Origin of the sequence: Bradyrhizobium sp. SRL28 (assembly GCF_018596315.1) — a bacterium.
Classification (GTDB): Bacteria; Pseudomonadota; Alphaproteobacteria; order Rhizobiales; family Xanthobacteraceae; genus Bradyrhizobium.
Map to the genome: position 1 here is coordinate 142,467 of NZ_JAHEAG010000007.1, position 15,906 is coordinate 158,372.

Consider the following 15,906-nt stretch of genomic DNA (forward strand, 5'->3'; position numbering starts at 1 on the left):
TCTGATGCAATCAGAACCGAAAGAGCTCAGTTTGCCGATTTGGTCCCGGCGCTGGCGGCTTGACCGCTGAGAGAACCGGCCTGGTCGATCGCCGATTTGAAGTAGGTCTCGCCGTCGCCGAGGGTGACGCGGCGCTGGCAGATCGGCATGCAGCTATACGACTCGCGCTCGACGCCGCGATAGACCGTGACGAGCTGATCGGTCGGACCTTCGACCTGGATCTGGCGGTCGACCAGCACCTCGCCGTTGCGGTCCATGGCGATGAAATTGGTGGCGCCGTAGCCCTTGCCGGTAACGACGACGATGCCGCCGCTCTGCAGGGTCACGTCCGCGATCAGCGGGTTTCCGACCACGATGGTGGAGACCTTGGCAGGAAGCTTCACGAGCTTTGCCTGATCGACATAGACGGCGATTCGGTCGGGATCGGGCGAGGCCAGGCAGATGGCCGGCCACAGCAGGATTCCTGCGGCGAGAGACAATCCAAAACGCGCGCGTGCGCGAGTACGCTGGAACTTGAACGACATACTTTACCCCGGGGCATCAACAAGCCGGCAATGGCGATACGCAGCGGAACCGGCGCCCGACACGGTGAATCTGACGACAATTCATGAACAAAGGGCAAATAGGCCCCGAAATGAGCCAAGAAATCCGCTGGGCGCATGCTTAATTGAGCATGAATTGCGCGCAAACGCGTTTCCGCGTTTGTCGCGAGGGAAAACCGGCAACCCCCTTTTGCGGATCATGCTCTATTTGCGGAACGGATAGGCCAGTTGTCCGATGATTTCGCGGGGAAACGAGGACTGATCGTCCACACCATACTGGTCCGGCAGCGTCCCTTTCGGCATCCGGAAGGTCCCGAACAGGATGTCCCAGAGCGGAAAGGTGCCCGCGAAATTGGTGTCGCCGCCCTCCTCGCGGGCGGTGTGGTGCCAGCGGTGAAACACCGGCGTCGCCACGACGTATTTGAACGGGCCGAGCGTCCAGTTGAGGTTGGCGTGAACGAACGCCGAATGGAAGATGTTGAACGGCCCGAGCCAGAGCATCACACCCGGCGAAATCCCGGCCATCAGCAGCACGACATCGACCCCGATGGTACCTAACAGCAGGTTGACGGGGTGAAAGCGCGCCGCCGAGATCCAGTCCACATCTTCCGACGAATGATGGATGGCGTGGTATTTCCAGAACCCGCCGCCATGAAACATGCGGTGCAGCCAGTACATCATGAAATCGGCCGCGACCAGGAACAGGATCGCCTGCAGCCACAATGGCAGCCTCGACAGCGGGCCATGGCCGTTGTCGTAGAAGGCGATCAGCTCGTCGGCGTCGCGAATTCCAAACACCAGGGCGGCGCCGAGCACGAGCAGCCCGATGCGGAACACGCGCGCGAACAGCGGCACCAGGAACCAGTAGCAGACGTCGGTGACGAGCTCGCGCTTGCGCCACCAGGGCCTGCCGGGATTGCAGGCCCAGAAATGCGCCAGCACCGAGAACACGAGCGCCAGCGCGATGGTGACCGGCACCACCTTGGCCACCGTCTGGCCCAGCATCTCGACGACTTCGCCCGGCAGGTTCATCCGGCCCGCGTACCAGAATCCCGGCCCGCCCGCCAGTTCGGGCGTTCTGGAGCCTTTCGATTCTGATTGAAGCAGAACGGGCTCCAGATTCTTGTTTTGACGTTTTCTTGGCGCGAACCGGTGTCCACCCCGGATCAAGTCCGGGCAGGCTTTCGCTCGAAAACGCTATAGGTCGGCCGCGAGCCGTCGTCGCCAGCGAAGCGGACTTCCCAATCTTCAAGGCTATCTAAAGTTAATCCAGCGTCGCGCGTGCCGCGGCAAGCCGGGGCTGACGACGTCGCACGGTGCGGCATCCGCCGCGCCGATCGTCTCACGGCATCATCTGGATCTTGATGTAGGTCGGTCCGAGAATGACGATGAACAGGCACGGCAGGAAGAACAGGATCATCGGCACGGTCAGCTTCGGCGGCAGGGCGGCCGCCTTCTTCTCGGCCTCGGTCATCCGCATGTCGCGATTTTCCTGCGCCATCACGCGCAGGCTCTGGCCGAGCGGGGTGCCGTAGCGTTCCGACTGCATCAGCGCGAGACAGACCGATTTCACGCCCTCGAGGCCGGTGCGTTTGGCGAGGTTCTCATAGGCCACCTTGCGGTCCTGCAGGTAGGACAATTCGGCCGTGGTCAGCGCGAACTCCTCCGACAGCGCGATCGATTGTCCCGCGATCTCGGTGGCGACCTTGCGGAAGGCAACTTCGACCGACATGCCGGATTCGATGCAGATCAACAGCAGGTCGAGCGCGTCGGGAAAGGCTCGCTTGATCTGGAGCTGGCGCTTGCTGATGGCATTCTTCAGGAACAGCATCGGCGCCTGCAGTCCGAGATAGGCGGCGGCGATGCAAATGCCGAGCTTGACCGTCAGCGACTTGTCCATGTGCGTGATCACGAACACGTAGAGCACCGCGCCGAGAAACAGAACGACCGGCGTCACCGCACGGGCAAACAGGAACGTGACGTAGGGCGCGTGGCCGCGATAGCCGGCCATGATCAGCTTGTCGCGTGCGGCTTCCTGCGCCAGCCATTTGGTCAGGTTGAAATCTTCCACCACCTTGGAGACGAGCTGCTTCGGGGTTTGCCGCAGCGACACCTTCTCCGACTTGTTGAGGCGCTCGCGCTCGCGCTGCCGCAGTCGCTCGCGTTCGCTGGCGACCGCCTTCATGCGCTTGGCGAGGCCTTCGCCGGCAAAAAGCGGCATGATCAGCGTATAGGCGGTCGCGCTCGCCGCGATGGCGGCAAGGAGCATGGTCATGAACCGCGCATCGTGCATCTTGGTGATCAGAAAATCCATCATGGCGGCACCGTCAGAAATCGAAATTGATCATTTTCTTCATGACCAGGATGCCGATCGTCATCCAGCCGACGCAGCATGCCAGCATGAACTGGCCGACCTGATGGGTCCAAAGCAGTGAGATGTAGTCGGGCGTCGAAATCCAGACCATCAGCATCACGATCGGCGGCAGCGAGCCGATGATGCCAGCGGAGGCCTTGGCTTCCGTCGACATCGCCTGAATCTTCTCCGCCATCTTCTTGCGGTCGCGCAACACCTTGGAGAGGTTGCCCAGCGCTTCCGACAGATTGCCGCCGGACTTCTGCTGGATCGCGATCACGATGCCGAAGAAGTTCGCCTCCGGCAGCGGCATCCGCTCATACAGCCGCGCGCAGGCCTCGCCGAGCGGCATGCCGATGGTTTGGGTTTCGATGATGGCGCTGAACTCGCTCCTCAGCGGCTCGGGTGAATCGGCTGCCACCACCTTGATCGATTCGAACAGCGGCAGACCGGCCTTGATGCCGCGCACGATGACGTCGACGGCGTCGGGCAGCGCCTTCAGAAACGCCTTCTCGCGGCGCTTCTTGAGAAAGCCCAGGACCCAGCGCGGCAGGCCGAGGCCGGTGCCGAAAGCCATCACGGCAGCGCCCAGCAGGTGGCCGCCGATCACAAAGGCGAGCACGAATCCGACCGCGCCGGAAACGCCCGACGCGATCCAGAATTTCTGGGGCGTCCAGGATCCCAAACCGGCCTGGGCGAGGCGCATGGTGAGCGAGACGGAGCTGTCTTTCTTGCGTCGGGCGTCGAGTTCCTTCAGCGACCCCTCGACCTGCTCACGGCGCGAACGCTGGGTTTTCTCGACCTGGCGCGCCGGAGCGTCGGAACGCGCGATCGAGGCGCGGCGGGATTCGGCCTTACGCTCGCCCGACAGCGACGGATAGATGAATACCCATGCCAGGCCGCCGATGGCGGTAGCGGCGAGAAACGCCAGTGCAAGCGTCTGCATGCTCATAGGATCCTCACGTCTTGTCGATGACTTCGGCGGCATCGAGCGCGGCCGCCAGCCGCTTCTCTTCGCCGAAATATCGCGCGCGTTCCCAGAACCGCGGACGTCCGATCCCGGTCGAGCGGTGCTGCCCGATGATCTTGCCGTTCGCGTCCTCACCGATCATGTCGTAGAGAAATACGTCCTGGGTGATGATGGTGTCGCCTTCCATGCCCATCACTTCGGTGATGTGGGTGATGCGGCGCGAGCCGTCGCGCAGGCGTGCGGCCTGCACGATGACGTCGATCGAGGCGCAGATCATCTCGCGGATGGTGCGCGAGGGCAGCGAGAAGCCGCCCATCGTGATCATGGATTCGCAGCGCGACAGGGCTTCGCGCGGGTTGTTGGCGTGCAGCGTTCCCATCGAGCCGTCGTGACCGGTGTTCATGGCCTGCAGCAGGTCGAACGCCTCGGGTCCGCGGACTTCGCCGACGATGATGCGTTCAGGGCGCATACGCAGGCAGTTGCGAACCAGTTCGCGCATCGTGATCTGGCCTTCGCCTTCGATGTTGGGCGGGCGGGTTTCCAGCCGCACCACGTGGGGCTGCTGCAATTGAAGTTCGGCGGCGTCTTCGCAGGTGATGACGCGCTCGTCATGCTCGATGAACTGCGTCAGGCAGTTCAGCAATGTGGTCTTACCGGAGCCGGTACCGCCTGAGATCAGCACGTTGCAGCGGACGCGGCCGATAATCTGCAGAATCTGCGCGCCTTCCGGCGAGATCGCACCGAACTTGACCAGCTGATCGAGCGTCAGCTTGTCCTTCCTGAACTTACGAATGGTGAGCGCGGGGCCGTCGATCGCCAGCGGCGGAACGATGGCGTTGACGCGGGAGCCGTCGGCGAGGCGGGCGTCGCAGATCGGCGAGGATTCGTCGACGCGGCGGCCGACCTGGCTGACGATGCGCTGGCAGATGTTGAGAAGCTGCTGGTTGTCGCGGAAGCGGATGCCGGTCTTCTGGATCTTGCCGGCGACTTCGATGAACACCGTGCCGGCGCCGTTGACCATGATGTCGGCGATGTCGTCGCGCGACAACAGCGGCTCCAGCGGGCCGTAGCCGAGCACGTCGTTGCAGATGTCGTCGAGCAGCTCTTCCTGCTCGGCAATCGACATCACGATGTTCTTGATCGCGATGATCTCGTTGACGATGTCGCGGATTTCCTCGCGCGCCGACTCGCCGTCGAGCTTGGCGAGCTGGGCAAGGTCGATCGCCTCGATCAGGGCGCCGAAGATGGTCGACTTGACCTGGTAATAATTGTCGGACCGCCGCGCCTCCATGGCGGGGGCGGGCGGCGCCTTCGCGGGCGCAATCGCCGGCGAGGCGACGGTCGGCACCGCCGTTTCGCGCGGTGCTACCGCGGCGCTGGAAACCGGCTCCGGCGCCTGAATGGCGGGCTTTACCCGCGTATCGCTATCACTACGCTTACCAAACACGATGGCACTCCACGCGAGCTGTTTACTTCTTGGCCCGCAACTTCTCGATCAACGGCGACAACAACGAACTCTTCGGCTTCTTGGTCTCGCCGCGGCCGGTGAGCCGCTGCGCAATCTGCAAGAACATCTCGGTGGTACGATGCGTCGCGGAGATTTCCGCGATCATCTGGCCGTTGTTGGCTGCCGAACCGAAGAGTTGCGGCTCGAACGGGATGGTAGCGATCGGGTGGTTTTCGATCGCCTTGGCGAACTCGGCGGCGGGAATCTCCGGCCGCTTCGGGATGCCGACCTGGTTGAGGCAATAGAGCGGCGCGCGATCGTTCGGCCGCGATGACTTCAAGAGATCGAAAATGTTCTTGGTGTTGCGCAGATTGGCGAGATCGGGCGCCGCGACGATCAGGATGTCGTCGGCCGCAATCAGGGCGCGCCTAGTCCATCCCGACCATTGATGGGGGACGTCGAGCACGATGCAGGGCATCGTGGTGCGAAGCGTATCGAAGATCGAATCGAACGCCTCCGCGCCGAAATCGTAGACCCGGTCGAGCGTTGCCGGCGCCGCCAGCAGGCTGAGGTGGTCGGTGCATTTCGACAGCAGGCGGTCGAGGAACGCGGTATCGACCCGGTCGGGAGAGAACACCGCATCCGCGATGCCTTGCGGCGGGTCCTGATTGTAGTCGAGGCCGGCGGTGCCGAAAGCGAGGTCGAGATCGGCGACCACGGAATCCAGCGCCAGATCGCGCGCGATCGCCCAGGCGACGTTGTGGGCGACGGTGGACGCGCCGACGCCGCCCTTGGCGCCGACGATGGCAATGATGCGGCCGACGGCCTTGGCTTCCGGCGCCGAGAACAGGTTGCAGACCGAGCGCACGACGTCGATGGCGCCGACCGGGGCGATGACGTAGTCGCTGACGCCACGGCGCACCAGTTCGCGATAGAGCATGACGTCGTTGATGCGCCCGATCACGATCACGCGGGTTCCGGCGTCGCAGACGGTGGCGAGCTGGTCGAGGCCGAGGAGAATGTCGTTGCGGCCTTCGGTCTCCAGGATGATGACGTTCGGGGTCGGGGCCGAGCGGTAGGCCTCGATGGCGGCGGCCATGCCGCCCATCTGGATCTTGAGGTGAGCCTTGCCGAGGCGGCGGTCTTCGCCCGCCGACTGCACGGCGGCCGCGGTTTCTACCGTCTCGCAGAAAGCCTGCACCGACACCCGCGGCGCCGGCGCGATGTGATCCTCGGTGGACGGCGCCGTGATTTCCGGCTGCTGTTCTGTATTCTGGCGCGAGTAAGTGATCATTTGCCGGTATCGCTGAGTTTGGCCTTGTCGGAGTCGGGATAGATGGTCGCGGTGGAGGTGCCCTTGCGATATTTGTCGAAGGCTACACCACGGCGCGGCGTATAGGCCGGGGTTTCGGGACGCGGCTGCACGAGATCCGACGGGTTGTCGACCATCGCCGCCAGATTGCGCTGATTGGAACAGCCGAAATTGTAATAGGGCTTGTTTTCGAAATAGCCCCTGTTGTTGACCGACGGTCCGAGATCCTCCGGCCACAGCCCGCAGGGGCCGGCCACCGCCGAAATCTTTGGATAGTTGAGGCGGATCGCCGCCATGTGCCTGGGGTCTTCCGGGCGATACTGGCGGACATTGACCGCGCGCGGCGGCACGCCGGCAGCGGAGAAGGTCGCCTGGATCTCGCGCAACGAATCTTCGGCCGCCCGCGCGTTCGGCGTATTCACGGGCACGTCGATGCTGATGGTGCCGGTGCCTTCCCGCATCCAGGTCTGGCCCAGATACATCACGTCGGCGCGCTGGGAGGCTGAGAGGCCTCCGCGTCCGCGGCCGACGAAAACGACGATCGAGCGGTCGGCTTCCTGGACCGCGATCGGATGGCGCTGTCGATAGTCGTCGGGCACGCCCGCCGTCGTCACGACATCGGTGGTGTGCTTGCAGGCGCTGAGCGCGATGGAAAGACCGATCAGCGCTCCCGCCAGGCAGAGGGCGCGCCTTGGATCGGCGGGCTTCCTTGATTTCATCCTCGGTGTCATCGTCCCGCCTCAGTCCGTAATAAAGCCGTAGGTGCCGCGATAATTCCGAGCCTTCTCGACACGGCCCGGAACGCCGTAGACTCGATTGATGCTGCCGAGCAGATCGGCCTGCGGATCGGATGCGCTGGCAAAGCCGTCATCGGGCCGCGACAGATCCTTCTGCGCCACCGCGCGCACCACATAGGGCGTGACCAGAACCATCAGTTCGGTCTGGTTGTTGACGAAGTCGCGGCTGCGGAACAGCGTGCCGAGAACCGGCAGTTGCGCCAGGCCCGGAAAGCCATTGATGGCCTGCTTGGTCTGGTCCTGAATCAGGCCGGCCATGGCCATCGCGCCGCCGGACGGAATTTCCAGCGTCGTCTCGGCGCGGCGGGTCTTGATCGACGGAATGGTTGTTCCACCTTGGCCGCCAGTCAGAGCGTTTTCCGTCGAGACTTCCGACACTTCGGTCATCACCCGAAGGCTGATCCGTCCCTCCGTCAGCACGACTGGCGTAAAGTTGAGGGAGATGCCGAATTTTTTGAAGCTGACGGTCTGGACGCATTGTCCGATGCCACCACCCGTTGTTGTTTGGCAGGTCACGCCGGTTGGAATTGGAAATTCGCCACCGGAGATAAATGTTGCGGACTCGCCGGAAACGGCCGTGAGGTTAGGCTCAGCAAGGGTCCGCACCACGCCGGCGCTTTCCATGGCGCGCAGCGTCGCCTGCACGGACGGCCCCGTGCCGATAGTCCCGGTAACGGCGTTGCCGGCGACCAGCGGCGCACTGTTTGCGGTGAACGGGTTGTTGTTGGTGAACTTAACAACGGATGTGCCGTAGGTCATGCTGGCGCTGAGATCGATGCCCATCTGCTTGATGATCGAGCGCTGGACTTCAGCAAGTGTGACTTTCAGCATCACCTGATCGCGGCCGCGGACGGCGATCGAATTGACGACCTTGTCCGCGCCGCCCACAAGGCGGGCGGCGATATCGGCGGCCTGCTGCGCCTCGATCGGGCTCGCCGCGGTGCCGCTCAATACCACGCCATCGCCGACGCCCTCGATCAGGATGTCCGAATTCGGCATCGACTGCTTCAGCGCGGCGCGCACACCGTTGAGGTCGCGCTTGACCGCGATGTCGTAGGCCGCGATCTGCGCGCCCGTGGCATCGAAGAAGACAATGTTGGTCTGGCCGACCGCGGCGCCGATGATATAGGCGCGCTGGGTCGAGCGGACGACGGCGTTGGCGATCTTCGGATCGGCGACCAGCACGTCCTTGATCTCCCGCGGCAGGTCGATCACGAACGATTTGCCGATCCCGAGCGAAACGAACCGCGCGTTCATCTGTCCGTCGGTGTTGACCGGAGCAGCGGCGCGATAGTCGCTCGCCACCACCGGCGTCAGTGCCGGATTAAGCGTAAGAGCAGCCACGGCCGAAAACGACAGGGCGCGGACGATGAACGTTCGCATCATCGGCTGAATTTCCCTGCACTTCATATCGTGCGTCCTTTCGGTCACTTCTGCACCGTCTGCTGGCTGGCGACGCCATAGCGAATGACGTTGAGGTTTTCGCCGCGCCTGTTGAATTGTTGGTCGTCCGGCTTCTCGACCGCGTTGATGTCGGCAATGCTGCGCAGCGCCAGCGTCAGCGTGCCGTTCTGGCGCGATCGCGCCAGCATCTCGGCCTGCTCGGGCTTCAGTTCGAGGGTGACAGTCCTGCCGACCAGCGAGCTGGAGCCTTCCTTTTCCTTCGGCGCCTGGTCGATCGCGAGAACACGAACGTTGGTGAGGATGACCTCCGCACTGGAGACGTCCGGGCCGGCTTTGTCCGGATTTTTCTCGCGCTTGGTCAGGATCACGTCGACCCGGTCGTTCGGCAGGATAAAGCCGCCGGCGCCGGTTTCCGGCGAAATTTCGGTGGAAATGGCTCGGTAGCCGGCGGGCAGGATCGCCGCCATGAAGCCGGAGCCGTCGGCCTTCACCAGCTTCTGTTCGCGGATCGGCTCACCCGCGATGAACGGCGAGCGCGCGATGGAGCCCGTGATCTCCTTGATGGCATCGGCCTTGCCGGCGCGGCTGATGAAGTTGCTGCTGGCGGTCGCGGCCGGCCAGGTCTGCCATTGCAGATTGTCCGGCTTGACCGATTGGCCGAGGCCGATATCCGATTTGGCGACGAGAATATCGACGGTCTGCATCTGCGCGACCGGCTGGGCCGGCGCAGGCTTGTCCCCGGACCCGCTGGCGAGATATGCGGCAATGCCGCCGGCGCCGATGGCGATGGCCAGGACCACAATGCGTGGCTTATTCATACGCTTCACTTTCCACATTACGCCGCGACGCTTCCGTCGCCGTGATGGGAGTTGACCAGCTATTCGTCAAAGCATGGTTAATGAGGCGTGTGTAAATTGCCTTAACGGAAAGTTAGCGATGCTGGATCAGCGCATGGCGAGATGAGCGAGGTCGATCGCCTTGATCCATTCGGTCTCCGGGTAGACGATCAGCGCACCGAGCGCGAGCGCGATGCCGTAAGGAATCCCGCTCTGCTTGTCGTGCAGCCGATTCAGCCAGGCCTGTCCCGCAAGCGGGTAGGGCAGCGGCCATCGCCGGAATTGAATCAGCAGGACTGTCAGCGCCCCGCCGAGCAGCGAGGCATAGACCAGATAATTGAGGAGATGGTCGAAACCGAACCAAAGCGCCACGCTGGCCGCGACCTTGGCGTCGCCGCCGCCGACCCATCCCATCGCGAAGCAGGCAAAGGCTACGACCAGAACGGCCGCGCCAGCGCCGAAATGCATGAGGATGTCGTGCAGACCCATGCCGCCCAGCACCGCGAGCGCCACAAAACCGGCGATCAGCGCCAGCGACACCCGGTTCGAAATCGTCATCGTGAACAGGTCGCTCGCGGCTGCGAACGCCATCAGGGCCGGAAACAGCAGGAGGCGGGCGGTATCGAGGATCATGATTTCACGCGAGGCTGCGGTTGACCCGGGGTCCAGGCTTCGGCCGAGCCTAGCCACGAGAAATGAACAATCGGGAAACGCTTGAGCGACATACGGGCGGCGGCTTGTCCGGCGCATGCGCTTTGCGAAAACGATAAAGGCCCCGGCATGCCGGGGCCTTTAAAGCTAGCTCGCAACTCTCGCTTACTTCAGCGAGGCCGAGATGTCACTGAACTTCGTCGACAGCGTGGTGCCGAGACCGTTGACGACGCTGATGATCGCGATCGAGATGCCGGCGGCAATCAGACCGTATTCGATGGCGGTGGCGCCGGACTCATCCTTCACGAAACGCGAAACGAGATTCTTCATAGATGATAACTCCTGTGTACACACGTGGCTGGTCGAACTTAAGTTTGGTCTCGCCGGCGTTCTCAGCGCCGTGACCATGGCATCACCCTAGGGTGCGACAATTTCGACGCAGTTAATTCGACCGCGCAAAAATGTTTGGAACTTGCTGTTCTTGAGCACAGTAAACACCGAATTAAACCGTTCGAGAAAATGCAAGCGAGACGTCGGCGTCGTTCGTCGTGGTCGCGCAGTGTCCGTCAACTCCGTTGATTCACGGCTCCTTAAGCGCGAGCAGATACCCCTGAGGTCTCCGATTGAACGAGGCCGCCATGTCCAGTTTGCCGATGGAAGTCATCGAGGTAGTAGGCCAGACGATGGTGAAGGTCGTTCCGGTGACGATCGCGCTCGCCCTTGTCTTCACTGTGCTCTCGCACTTCTGGGCCTGCAATCCGGGCAAACCCTGGTGGCGCAAGCGCGAGCTCGCTACCGACATCTGTTACTGGTTCTTCGTGCCGGTATTCGCGCGCATCTTCCGCATCGGGCTTTTGGTGCTCGGCGCCGCCATCGTCTTCAACATTCACGATTCCGACGAACTGATCGCATTCTACGACAATGGTCATGGGCCGCTGTCGCAGCTTCCGCTCTGGGTGCAGGCGATCTTGTTCCTCGTTGCATCCGACTTCATGCTGTACTGGCTGCACCGCATGTTTCACGGCGGCGGCTTCTGGAAATATCACGCCATCCATCACTCCTCGGAGGATCTGGAGTGGATCTCCGCGGCGCGGTTTCATCCCGTCAACCTGTTCATCGGAACGATTCTGGTCGACGTCATCCTTCTGATGGCGGGCATTTCCCCCAACATCATGCTGTGGGTCGGGCCGTTCACGACCTTCCATTCCGCTTTCGTTCACGCCAACCTGAGCTGGACGTTGGGGCCGTTCAAATACGTGCTCGCCACGCCGGTCTTCCACCGCTGGCATCACACGCCGCTCGAAGAGGGCGGCAATACCAACTTCGCGGGCACCTTCCCGCTCTGGGATATCCTGTTCGGAACGTTTCGCATGCCGGAGAACCGACTGCCCGACAATTACGGTGTGGACGACCAGGAGATTCCGGCCGAGATCGGCGGGCAATTGGCCTATCCGTTCCGTCACTAGGGCATGATCGGGAAAAGCGCGTGCTGGTGCGCGACCAAGAAGCGCAGCGCAACAAGAAACGGGAGTCAGGTTTGATCCGATCGCGCGCCGAGGCACTGGCTTGGGACGTGTCATGAGCATTGACGCCACAACGATTCCTCAGGCGAAAGCCTTTAGCTTTGGCCGGGTCCCGGCCTGGTTATGGCTGAGCGCCGGCGTGTACGTGCTCTCCCTGGTTTATGGCAGCGGGCTCCTGGGCGATTCCGACACCTATTGGCAGATCGCCGTGGGCCAATGGATTCTCGATCACGGGACTCTGCCGCGCGTCGATGTCTATTCCTTCAGCAAGCTTGGCGAGCCCTGGATTTCGTCATCCTGGCTTGCGCAAATTCTTTATGCCGTGAGCTACAATCTTGCCGGCTGGACTGGGCCGGTCGTGGTTGCGGCGGGCTCTATCGCCGCAGCCTTCGGGCTGCTCGCGCATATCCTGGAGCGCCGCATTCCAGCAGGCTATGCGACCCTGGTCGCGCTGGTGGCGATGGCGCTGTCGGCGTCGCATTTTCTGGCGCGTCCACACGTGCTGGCAATGCCGGTCATGGTGGCCTGGGCGTATGGTTTGATGACGGCGAGCGAGCGGCGTCAGCCGCCATCATTCTGGTTGCTGCCGCTGATTGCGTTGTGGGCCAACCTGCATGGCGGCTTCGTGTTCGGCCTGGTGCTGGCCGGCGCATTCGCGATCGACGCGCTGTGGAACGCCGAGCCGTCGCAGCGGAAACCGCTGGCGCTACGCTGGGCTGCGTTCGGGTTGGCAGCATTGGCGGCTTGCTGCTTCACGCCTTACGGCTGGGAATCGATCCTCGCTTCACGCAAGATTCTCGACCTTGGAGTGCTGCTGCGTATCATCAGCGAATGGGCGCCGGCGGATTTCAGTAAGCTCAGCCTGTTCGAACTGACGATCCTCGCCCTGATTGCAGGGGTGCTATATCGCGGCGTCCGGCTGTCGCCGCCGCGGATCGCGCTGATGCTCGGCCTGCTGCATATGGCGCTCTCGCATGGCAGGAATCTGGAGATATTTGCGCTGCTGCTGCCGATCGTCTTGCTGACGCCGGTGTCACAGCAGTTCGCTCTGCAATCGACCCCGTCGGGCAGGATGACGTTTGTTTCGGCGGCAATGCTGGCCGTCGCGCTCGGCATCTCGACCTGGGCTCTCGCTGCGCACCAGATATATTCGCCCCTGAAGAGCAAGTCGCCCGCTGCTGCCGTCGAGATCATAAAGACGCACAATCTCCGGCGGGTTCTCAACGATCGCGCATTCGGCGGCTATTTGATCGGGCGGCAGATGCCCGTATTCATCGACGGGCGGGCCGAGTTGTACGGCGAAAAATTCACCATGGACTATTTCAACGCGCTGGATCTCAAGGACGTCAGCCAGTTTCTCGGTCTGCTCAAGGACCACGACATCGATGCCTTGCTGCTTCGGCCGGACGCACCTGCGGCGGGCCTGCTCGATCATCTCGGCGTCTGGCGGCGTGTCTACGCCGACGATGTGGCAGTCCTCTACATGCGCGGCGGCAGTTGACCGATGAGGGCAACGGCATCGGCTTCGTCCATTGATTGTCGGCCAGGGACATCCCGTGCGGAACAATCCGGCTGCCGTAAGCAGGATTTTCCCAGGCTTCGAGGGCTACTAGCATGAATACAAGCATCGCGGCGGCGTCCAGCGAGAAGTCTTCCATTCTAGGCCAGGTGCCTGCATGGCTGTGGGTGGGCATCGGTGTCTACTTGCTGCTGTTGAGCAATGGCGGCGGGCTCCTGAACGATTCCGATACCTACTGGCAGATCGCCGTGGGCCAGTGGATCCTCGATCACCACGCAATGCCGCGCGACGACATCTATTCCTTCACCAGGGCGGGAGAGCCGTGGACATCGTCGTCCTGGCTGTCGCAGGTGCTGTATGCGACGAGCTACAATCTGGCGGGCTGGACCGGGCCGGTGGTTCTTGCCGCGACCTGCATTGCCGCGACCTTCGCGTTGCTCGTTCATATTCTCGGCCGCCGTATCCCCGCGACATACGCGGTCGCCATCGCGATGGCGGCAATGGTGCTTTCGATGGGGCACTTTCTGGCGCGTCCGCATGTGCTGGTCCTGCCGGTCATGCTGGCGTGGGCGCATGGGCTGCTAACGGCGAGCGAGCGCGGCGAGGCGCCGTCGCCTTGGCTGCTGCCGGTGATCGCGCTGTGGGCGAACCTGCACGGTGGATTCGTGTTCGGCCTGGTGCTGGTCGGCGCGTTCGCGTTCGATGCGCTGTGGAATGCCGATCGCGCGCAGCAAAAGTCGCTGGTGCTGCGCTGGGCAGCGTTCGGCATCGGCGCGCTGGTAGCTTGCTGCGTCACGCCTTACGGATGGGGCTCGATCCTCGCCGCACGCAAGATCCTCGGTCTCGGAGAACTCCTGCATCTGATCTACGAATGGATGCCGGCGGATTTCAGCAAATTCGGCGCGTTCGAGATGACGATCCTTACGCTGATCGGCGCCGCGCTCTATCGCGGTGTCAAGCTCACGCCGCCGCGGATTGCGCTGGTGCTCGGCCTGCTGCACATGGCGCTGGCGCATGTCAGGAATGTCGAGATCTTCGCCCTGCTGCTGCCGATCGTGGTGCTCGCGCCGGTGACGGCGCAGTTCGCGCTGCGGCCCGCCTGGCCCGCCCGCTCCGGGGTTCCGATGCCCGTGATGGCGGCGGTGATGGTCCTGCTCGGCGGCGGGACGTGGCTGCTTGCGGCCAAAACCACTTTCGCGCCGCCCCAAAACCAGTCGCCGTCTGCGGCCGTCGATGCGCTGAAGGCGCATAATCCCAAGCGGGTTCTCAACGATCTTCCGTTCGGCGGCTATCTGATCTGGCGGCAGATCCCCGTATTCGTCGACGGCCGCGCCGAGCTCTACGGCGAAGCGTTCGACATGGCCTTTTACCGCGCGATGCAGCTCAAGGACGTCAACCAGTTTCTCGACACTCTCAAGAAATGGGACATCGATGCCGTGCTGCTGACGCCGCGCACCCCGGCGGTCGGCCTGCTCGATCATATCGGCGGCTGGCGGCGCGCCTATGCCGATGAGAACGCCGTGCTGCATGTTCGCACGGCCAACTGATCCGGCCGGCCTATGGCGTTTTTCGAGCGAAAGCTGCCCCGGACTTGATCCGGGGCGGATTCGCGGTTCGCGTGAAGAGAACGCTTCAAAACAACAATCTCGCACTTCGGTTCTGATTCAATCAGAATCGAAGCTCTAGTCCGGCCGGTTGAGGGCTGCGACCGGGACGGTCGCCCTGTTGCCGGGAGGGCGCGAATTGTCCTTGTCCTTGCGGCTGAGCATTTCCCGCAAATAGGCCACGTTGGCAGTCGCTTCATCGGCCGGCAGATCGCCCTTGGCGATGGTCTCGGCTTCCGCGAAGCGGCCCTGCAGGCCGACCACGAGCGCCAGGTTCTGCCGCACCCTTCCGTCGGCGCGGGGATTGGAATAAGCGCGCCGCAGCGTCTCCTCGGCCTGCGGCAATTCCCGCGTCAGCATGTAGGAGAGACCGAGATTGGACAGCACCGAAGGCTCTTCCGGCACGATCTTCAGCGCGGTCGTGTAATAGCGGCGGGCCTCCTCGTGCTTGCCCATCTTGTCGAGCGTGGTGCCCTGCACCGAAAGAATGCGCCAGTCGGGATTGGCGGGCGAATGCGCGCGGCTGAGCACGTCGAAGGCCGCCTGCGAATTGCCGTTGTCGGCGAGCGCGCGGCCGTAAGCGGCAAGCAGCGACTTGTTGCCGGGATGGGCCAGGGTGGCCTGTTCGAGCACGGCCGCGGCCTGCGCCCGCTGGCCGGTGGCGCGGAGTGCCTGGCCGTATCCCAATGCCGCCTCGGCATCCTTGGGATTGGCGCGATATCGCTCGCCGTAGACCTCGGCCGCGCGCTGCGGATCGTCGGGAACAGCTTGCGCCTTCGGTGACGAGGAGGTCAGCGATCCTGTTATGTCGGACATGGTCTGGCAGCCGCCAAGGCCCGCGGCGAGAACCGCCGTTACGGCCGCGGAGGAGAGGAACCGGGCAAGGGATCCGGCATGGCTGGACGGTCGACGCATGGCACTTCAACTCACGGAAAAGGCTGACGAATG

At 63.1% G+C, this 15,906-nt stretch carries 15 protein-coding genes; 3 read left to right on the forward strand and 12 right to left on the reverse strand.

The annotated features are described in order from the left end of the window. Positions 1–26: 26 nt before the first annotated feature. The 11 genes from KIP88_RS17865 to KIP88_RS17915 form a co-directional block, all read right to left on the reverse strand. Positions 27–524, reverse strand: a complete 498-nt coding sequence (locus KIP88_RS17865) for a pilus assembly protein N-terminal domain-containing protein (RefSeq protein ID WP_214489237.1) — start codon at positions 522–524, stop codon at positions 27–29. A gap of 222 nt (positions 525–746) precedes the next feature. Further along, positions 747–1,574 (reverse strand): sterol desaturase family protein, encoded by an 828-nt coding sequence (locus tag KIP88_RS17870; protein ID WP_214489238.1) that lies wholly within the window; start codon positions 1,572–1,574, stop codon positions 747–749. A 310-nt stretch (positions 1,575–1,884) separates the two neighbouring features. Continuing rightward, positions 1,885–2,859: a type II secretion system F family protein gene (locus KIP88_RS17875; RefSeq protein WP_214489239.1), complete on the reverse strand. Its 975-nt coding sequence runs from the start codon at positions 2,857–2,859 to the stop codon at positions 1,885–1,887. Between the two features lie 10 nt (positions 2,860–2,869). Next, positions 2,870–3,847 carry a type II secretion system F family protein gene (locus KIP88_RS17880; RefSeq protein WP_214489240.1) on the reverse strand — a complete coding sequence of 326 codons (978 nt, stop codon included), beginning with the start codon at positions 3,845–3,847 and terminating at the stop codon, positions 2,870–2,872. Positions 3,848–3,854: 7 nt separating this feature from the next. Next, positions 3,855–5,312, reverse strand: coding sequence for a CpaF family protein (locus KIP88_RS17885; protein WP_214489241.1), 1,458 nt, complete (start codon positions 5,310–5,312; stop codon positions 3,855–3,857). A gap of 22 nt (positions 5,313–5,334) precedes the next feature. Beyond that, positions 5,335–6,606 (reverse strand): AAA family ATPase, encoded by a 1,272-nt coding sequence (locus KIP88_RS17890; protein WP_214489242.1) that lies wholly within the window; start codon positions 6,604–6,606, stop codon positions 5,335–5,337. Next, positions 6,603–7,343 carry a CpaD family pilus assembly protein gene (locus KIP88_RS17895; RefSeq protein ID WP_214489243.1) on the reverse strand — a complete coding sequence of 247 codons (741 nt, stop codon included), beginning with the start codon at positions 7,341–7,343 and terminating at the stop codon, positions 6,603–6,605. Before KIP88_RS17895 ends, KIP88_RS17890 begins: the two co-directional genes overlap by 4 nt. A 21-nt stretch (positions 7,344–7,364) precedes the next feature. Then, the gene (locus KIP88_RS17900; RefSeq protein ID WP_214489391.1) at positions 7,365–8,804 is read right to left on the reverse strand and encodes a type II and III secretion system protein family protein; all 1,440 of its coding nucleotides are present in this window, start codon (positions 8,802–8,804) and stop codon (positions 7,365–7,367) included. A gap of 44 nt (positions 8,805–8,848) precedes the next feature. Beyond that, entirely contained in the window at positions 8,849–9,643 is a 795-nt protein-coding gene (cpaB, locus tag KIP88_RS17905) for a Flp pilus assembly protein CpaB (protein WP_214489244.1), read from the reverse strand. Positions 9,644–9,769: 126 nt separating this feature from the next. Beyond that, entirely contained in the window at positions 9,770–10,294 is a 525-nt protein-coding gene (locus KIP88_RS17910) for a prepilin peptidase (RefSeq protein ID WP_214489245.1), read from the reverse strand. A gap of 183 nt (positions 10,295–10,477) precedes the next feature. Continuing rightward, positions 10,478–10,642, reverse strand: coding sequence for a Flp family type IVb pilin (locus tag KIP88_RS17915; protein ID WP_214489246.1), 165 nt, complete (start codon positions 10,640–10,642; stop codon positions 10,478–10,480). A gap of 308 nt (positions 10,643–10,950) precedes the next feature. On the opposite strand from KIP88_RS17915, the gene KIP88_RS17920 reads away from it, so the two are divergent. The 3 genes from KIP88_RS17920 to KIP88_RS17930 all read left to right on the forward strand — a co-directional run bounded on the left by KIP88_RS17920 (position 10,951) and on the right by KIP88_RS17930 (position 14,901). Continuing rightward, entirely contained in the window at positions 10,951–11,778 is an 828-nt protein-coding gene (locus KIP88_RS17920; protein WP_214489247.1) for a sterol desaturase family protein, read from the forward strand. Between the two features lie 112 nt (positions 11,779–11,890). Next, positions 11,891–13,336 carry a hypothetical protein gene (locus tag KIP88_RS17925; protein WP_214489248.1) on the forward strand — a complete coding sequence of 482 codons (1,446 nt, stop codon included), beginning with the start codon at positions 11,891–11,893 and terminating at the stop codon, positions 13,334–13,336. Positions 13,337–13,449: 113 nt separating this feature from the next. Continuing rightward, a complete protein-coding gene (locus KIP88_RS17930) occupies positions 13,450–14,901 on the forward strand; it encodes a hypothetical protein (protein WP_214489249.1) in 1,452 nt (483 codons plus the stop codon). A 135-nt stretch (positions 14,902–15,036) separates the two neighbouring features. Here the strand turns inward: KIP88_RS17930 and KIP88_RS17935 are convergent, their stop codons facing one another. Then, a complete protein-coding gene (locus KIP88_RS17935; protein WP_214489250.1) occupies positions 15,037–15,873 on the reverse strand; it encodes a tetratricopeptide repeat protein in 837 nt (278 codons plus the stop codon). Positions 15,874–15,906 lie beyond the last annotated feature (33 nt).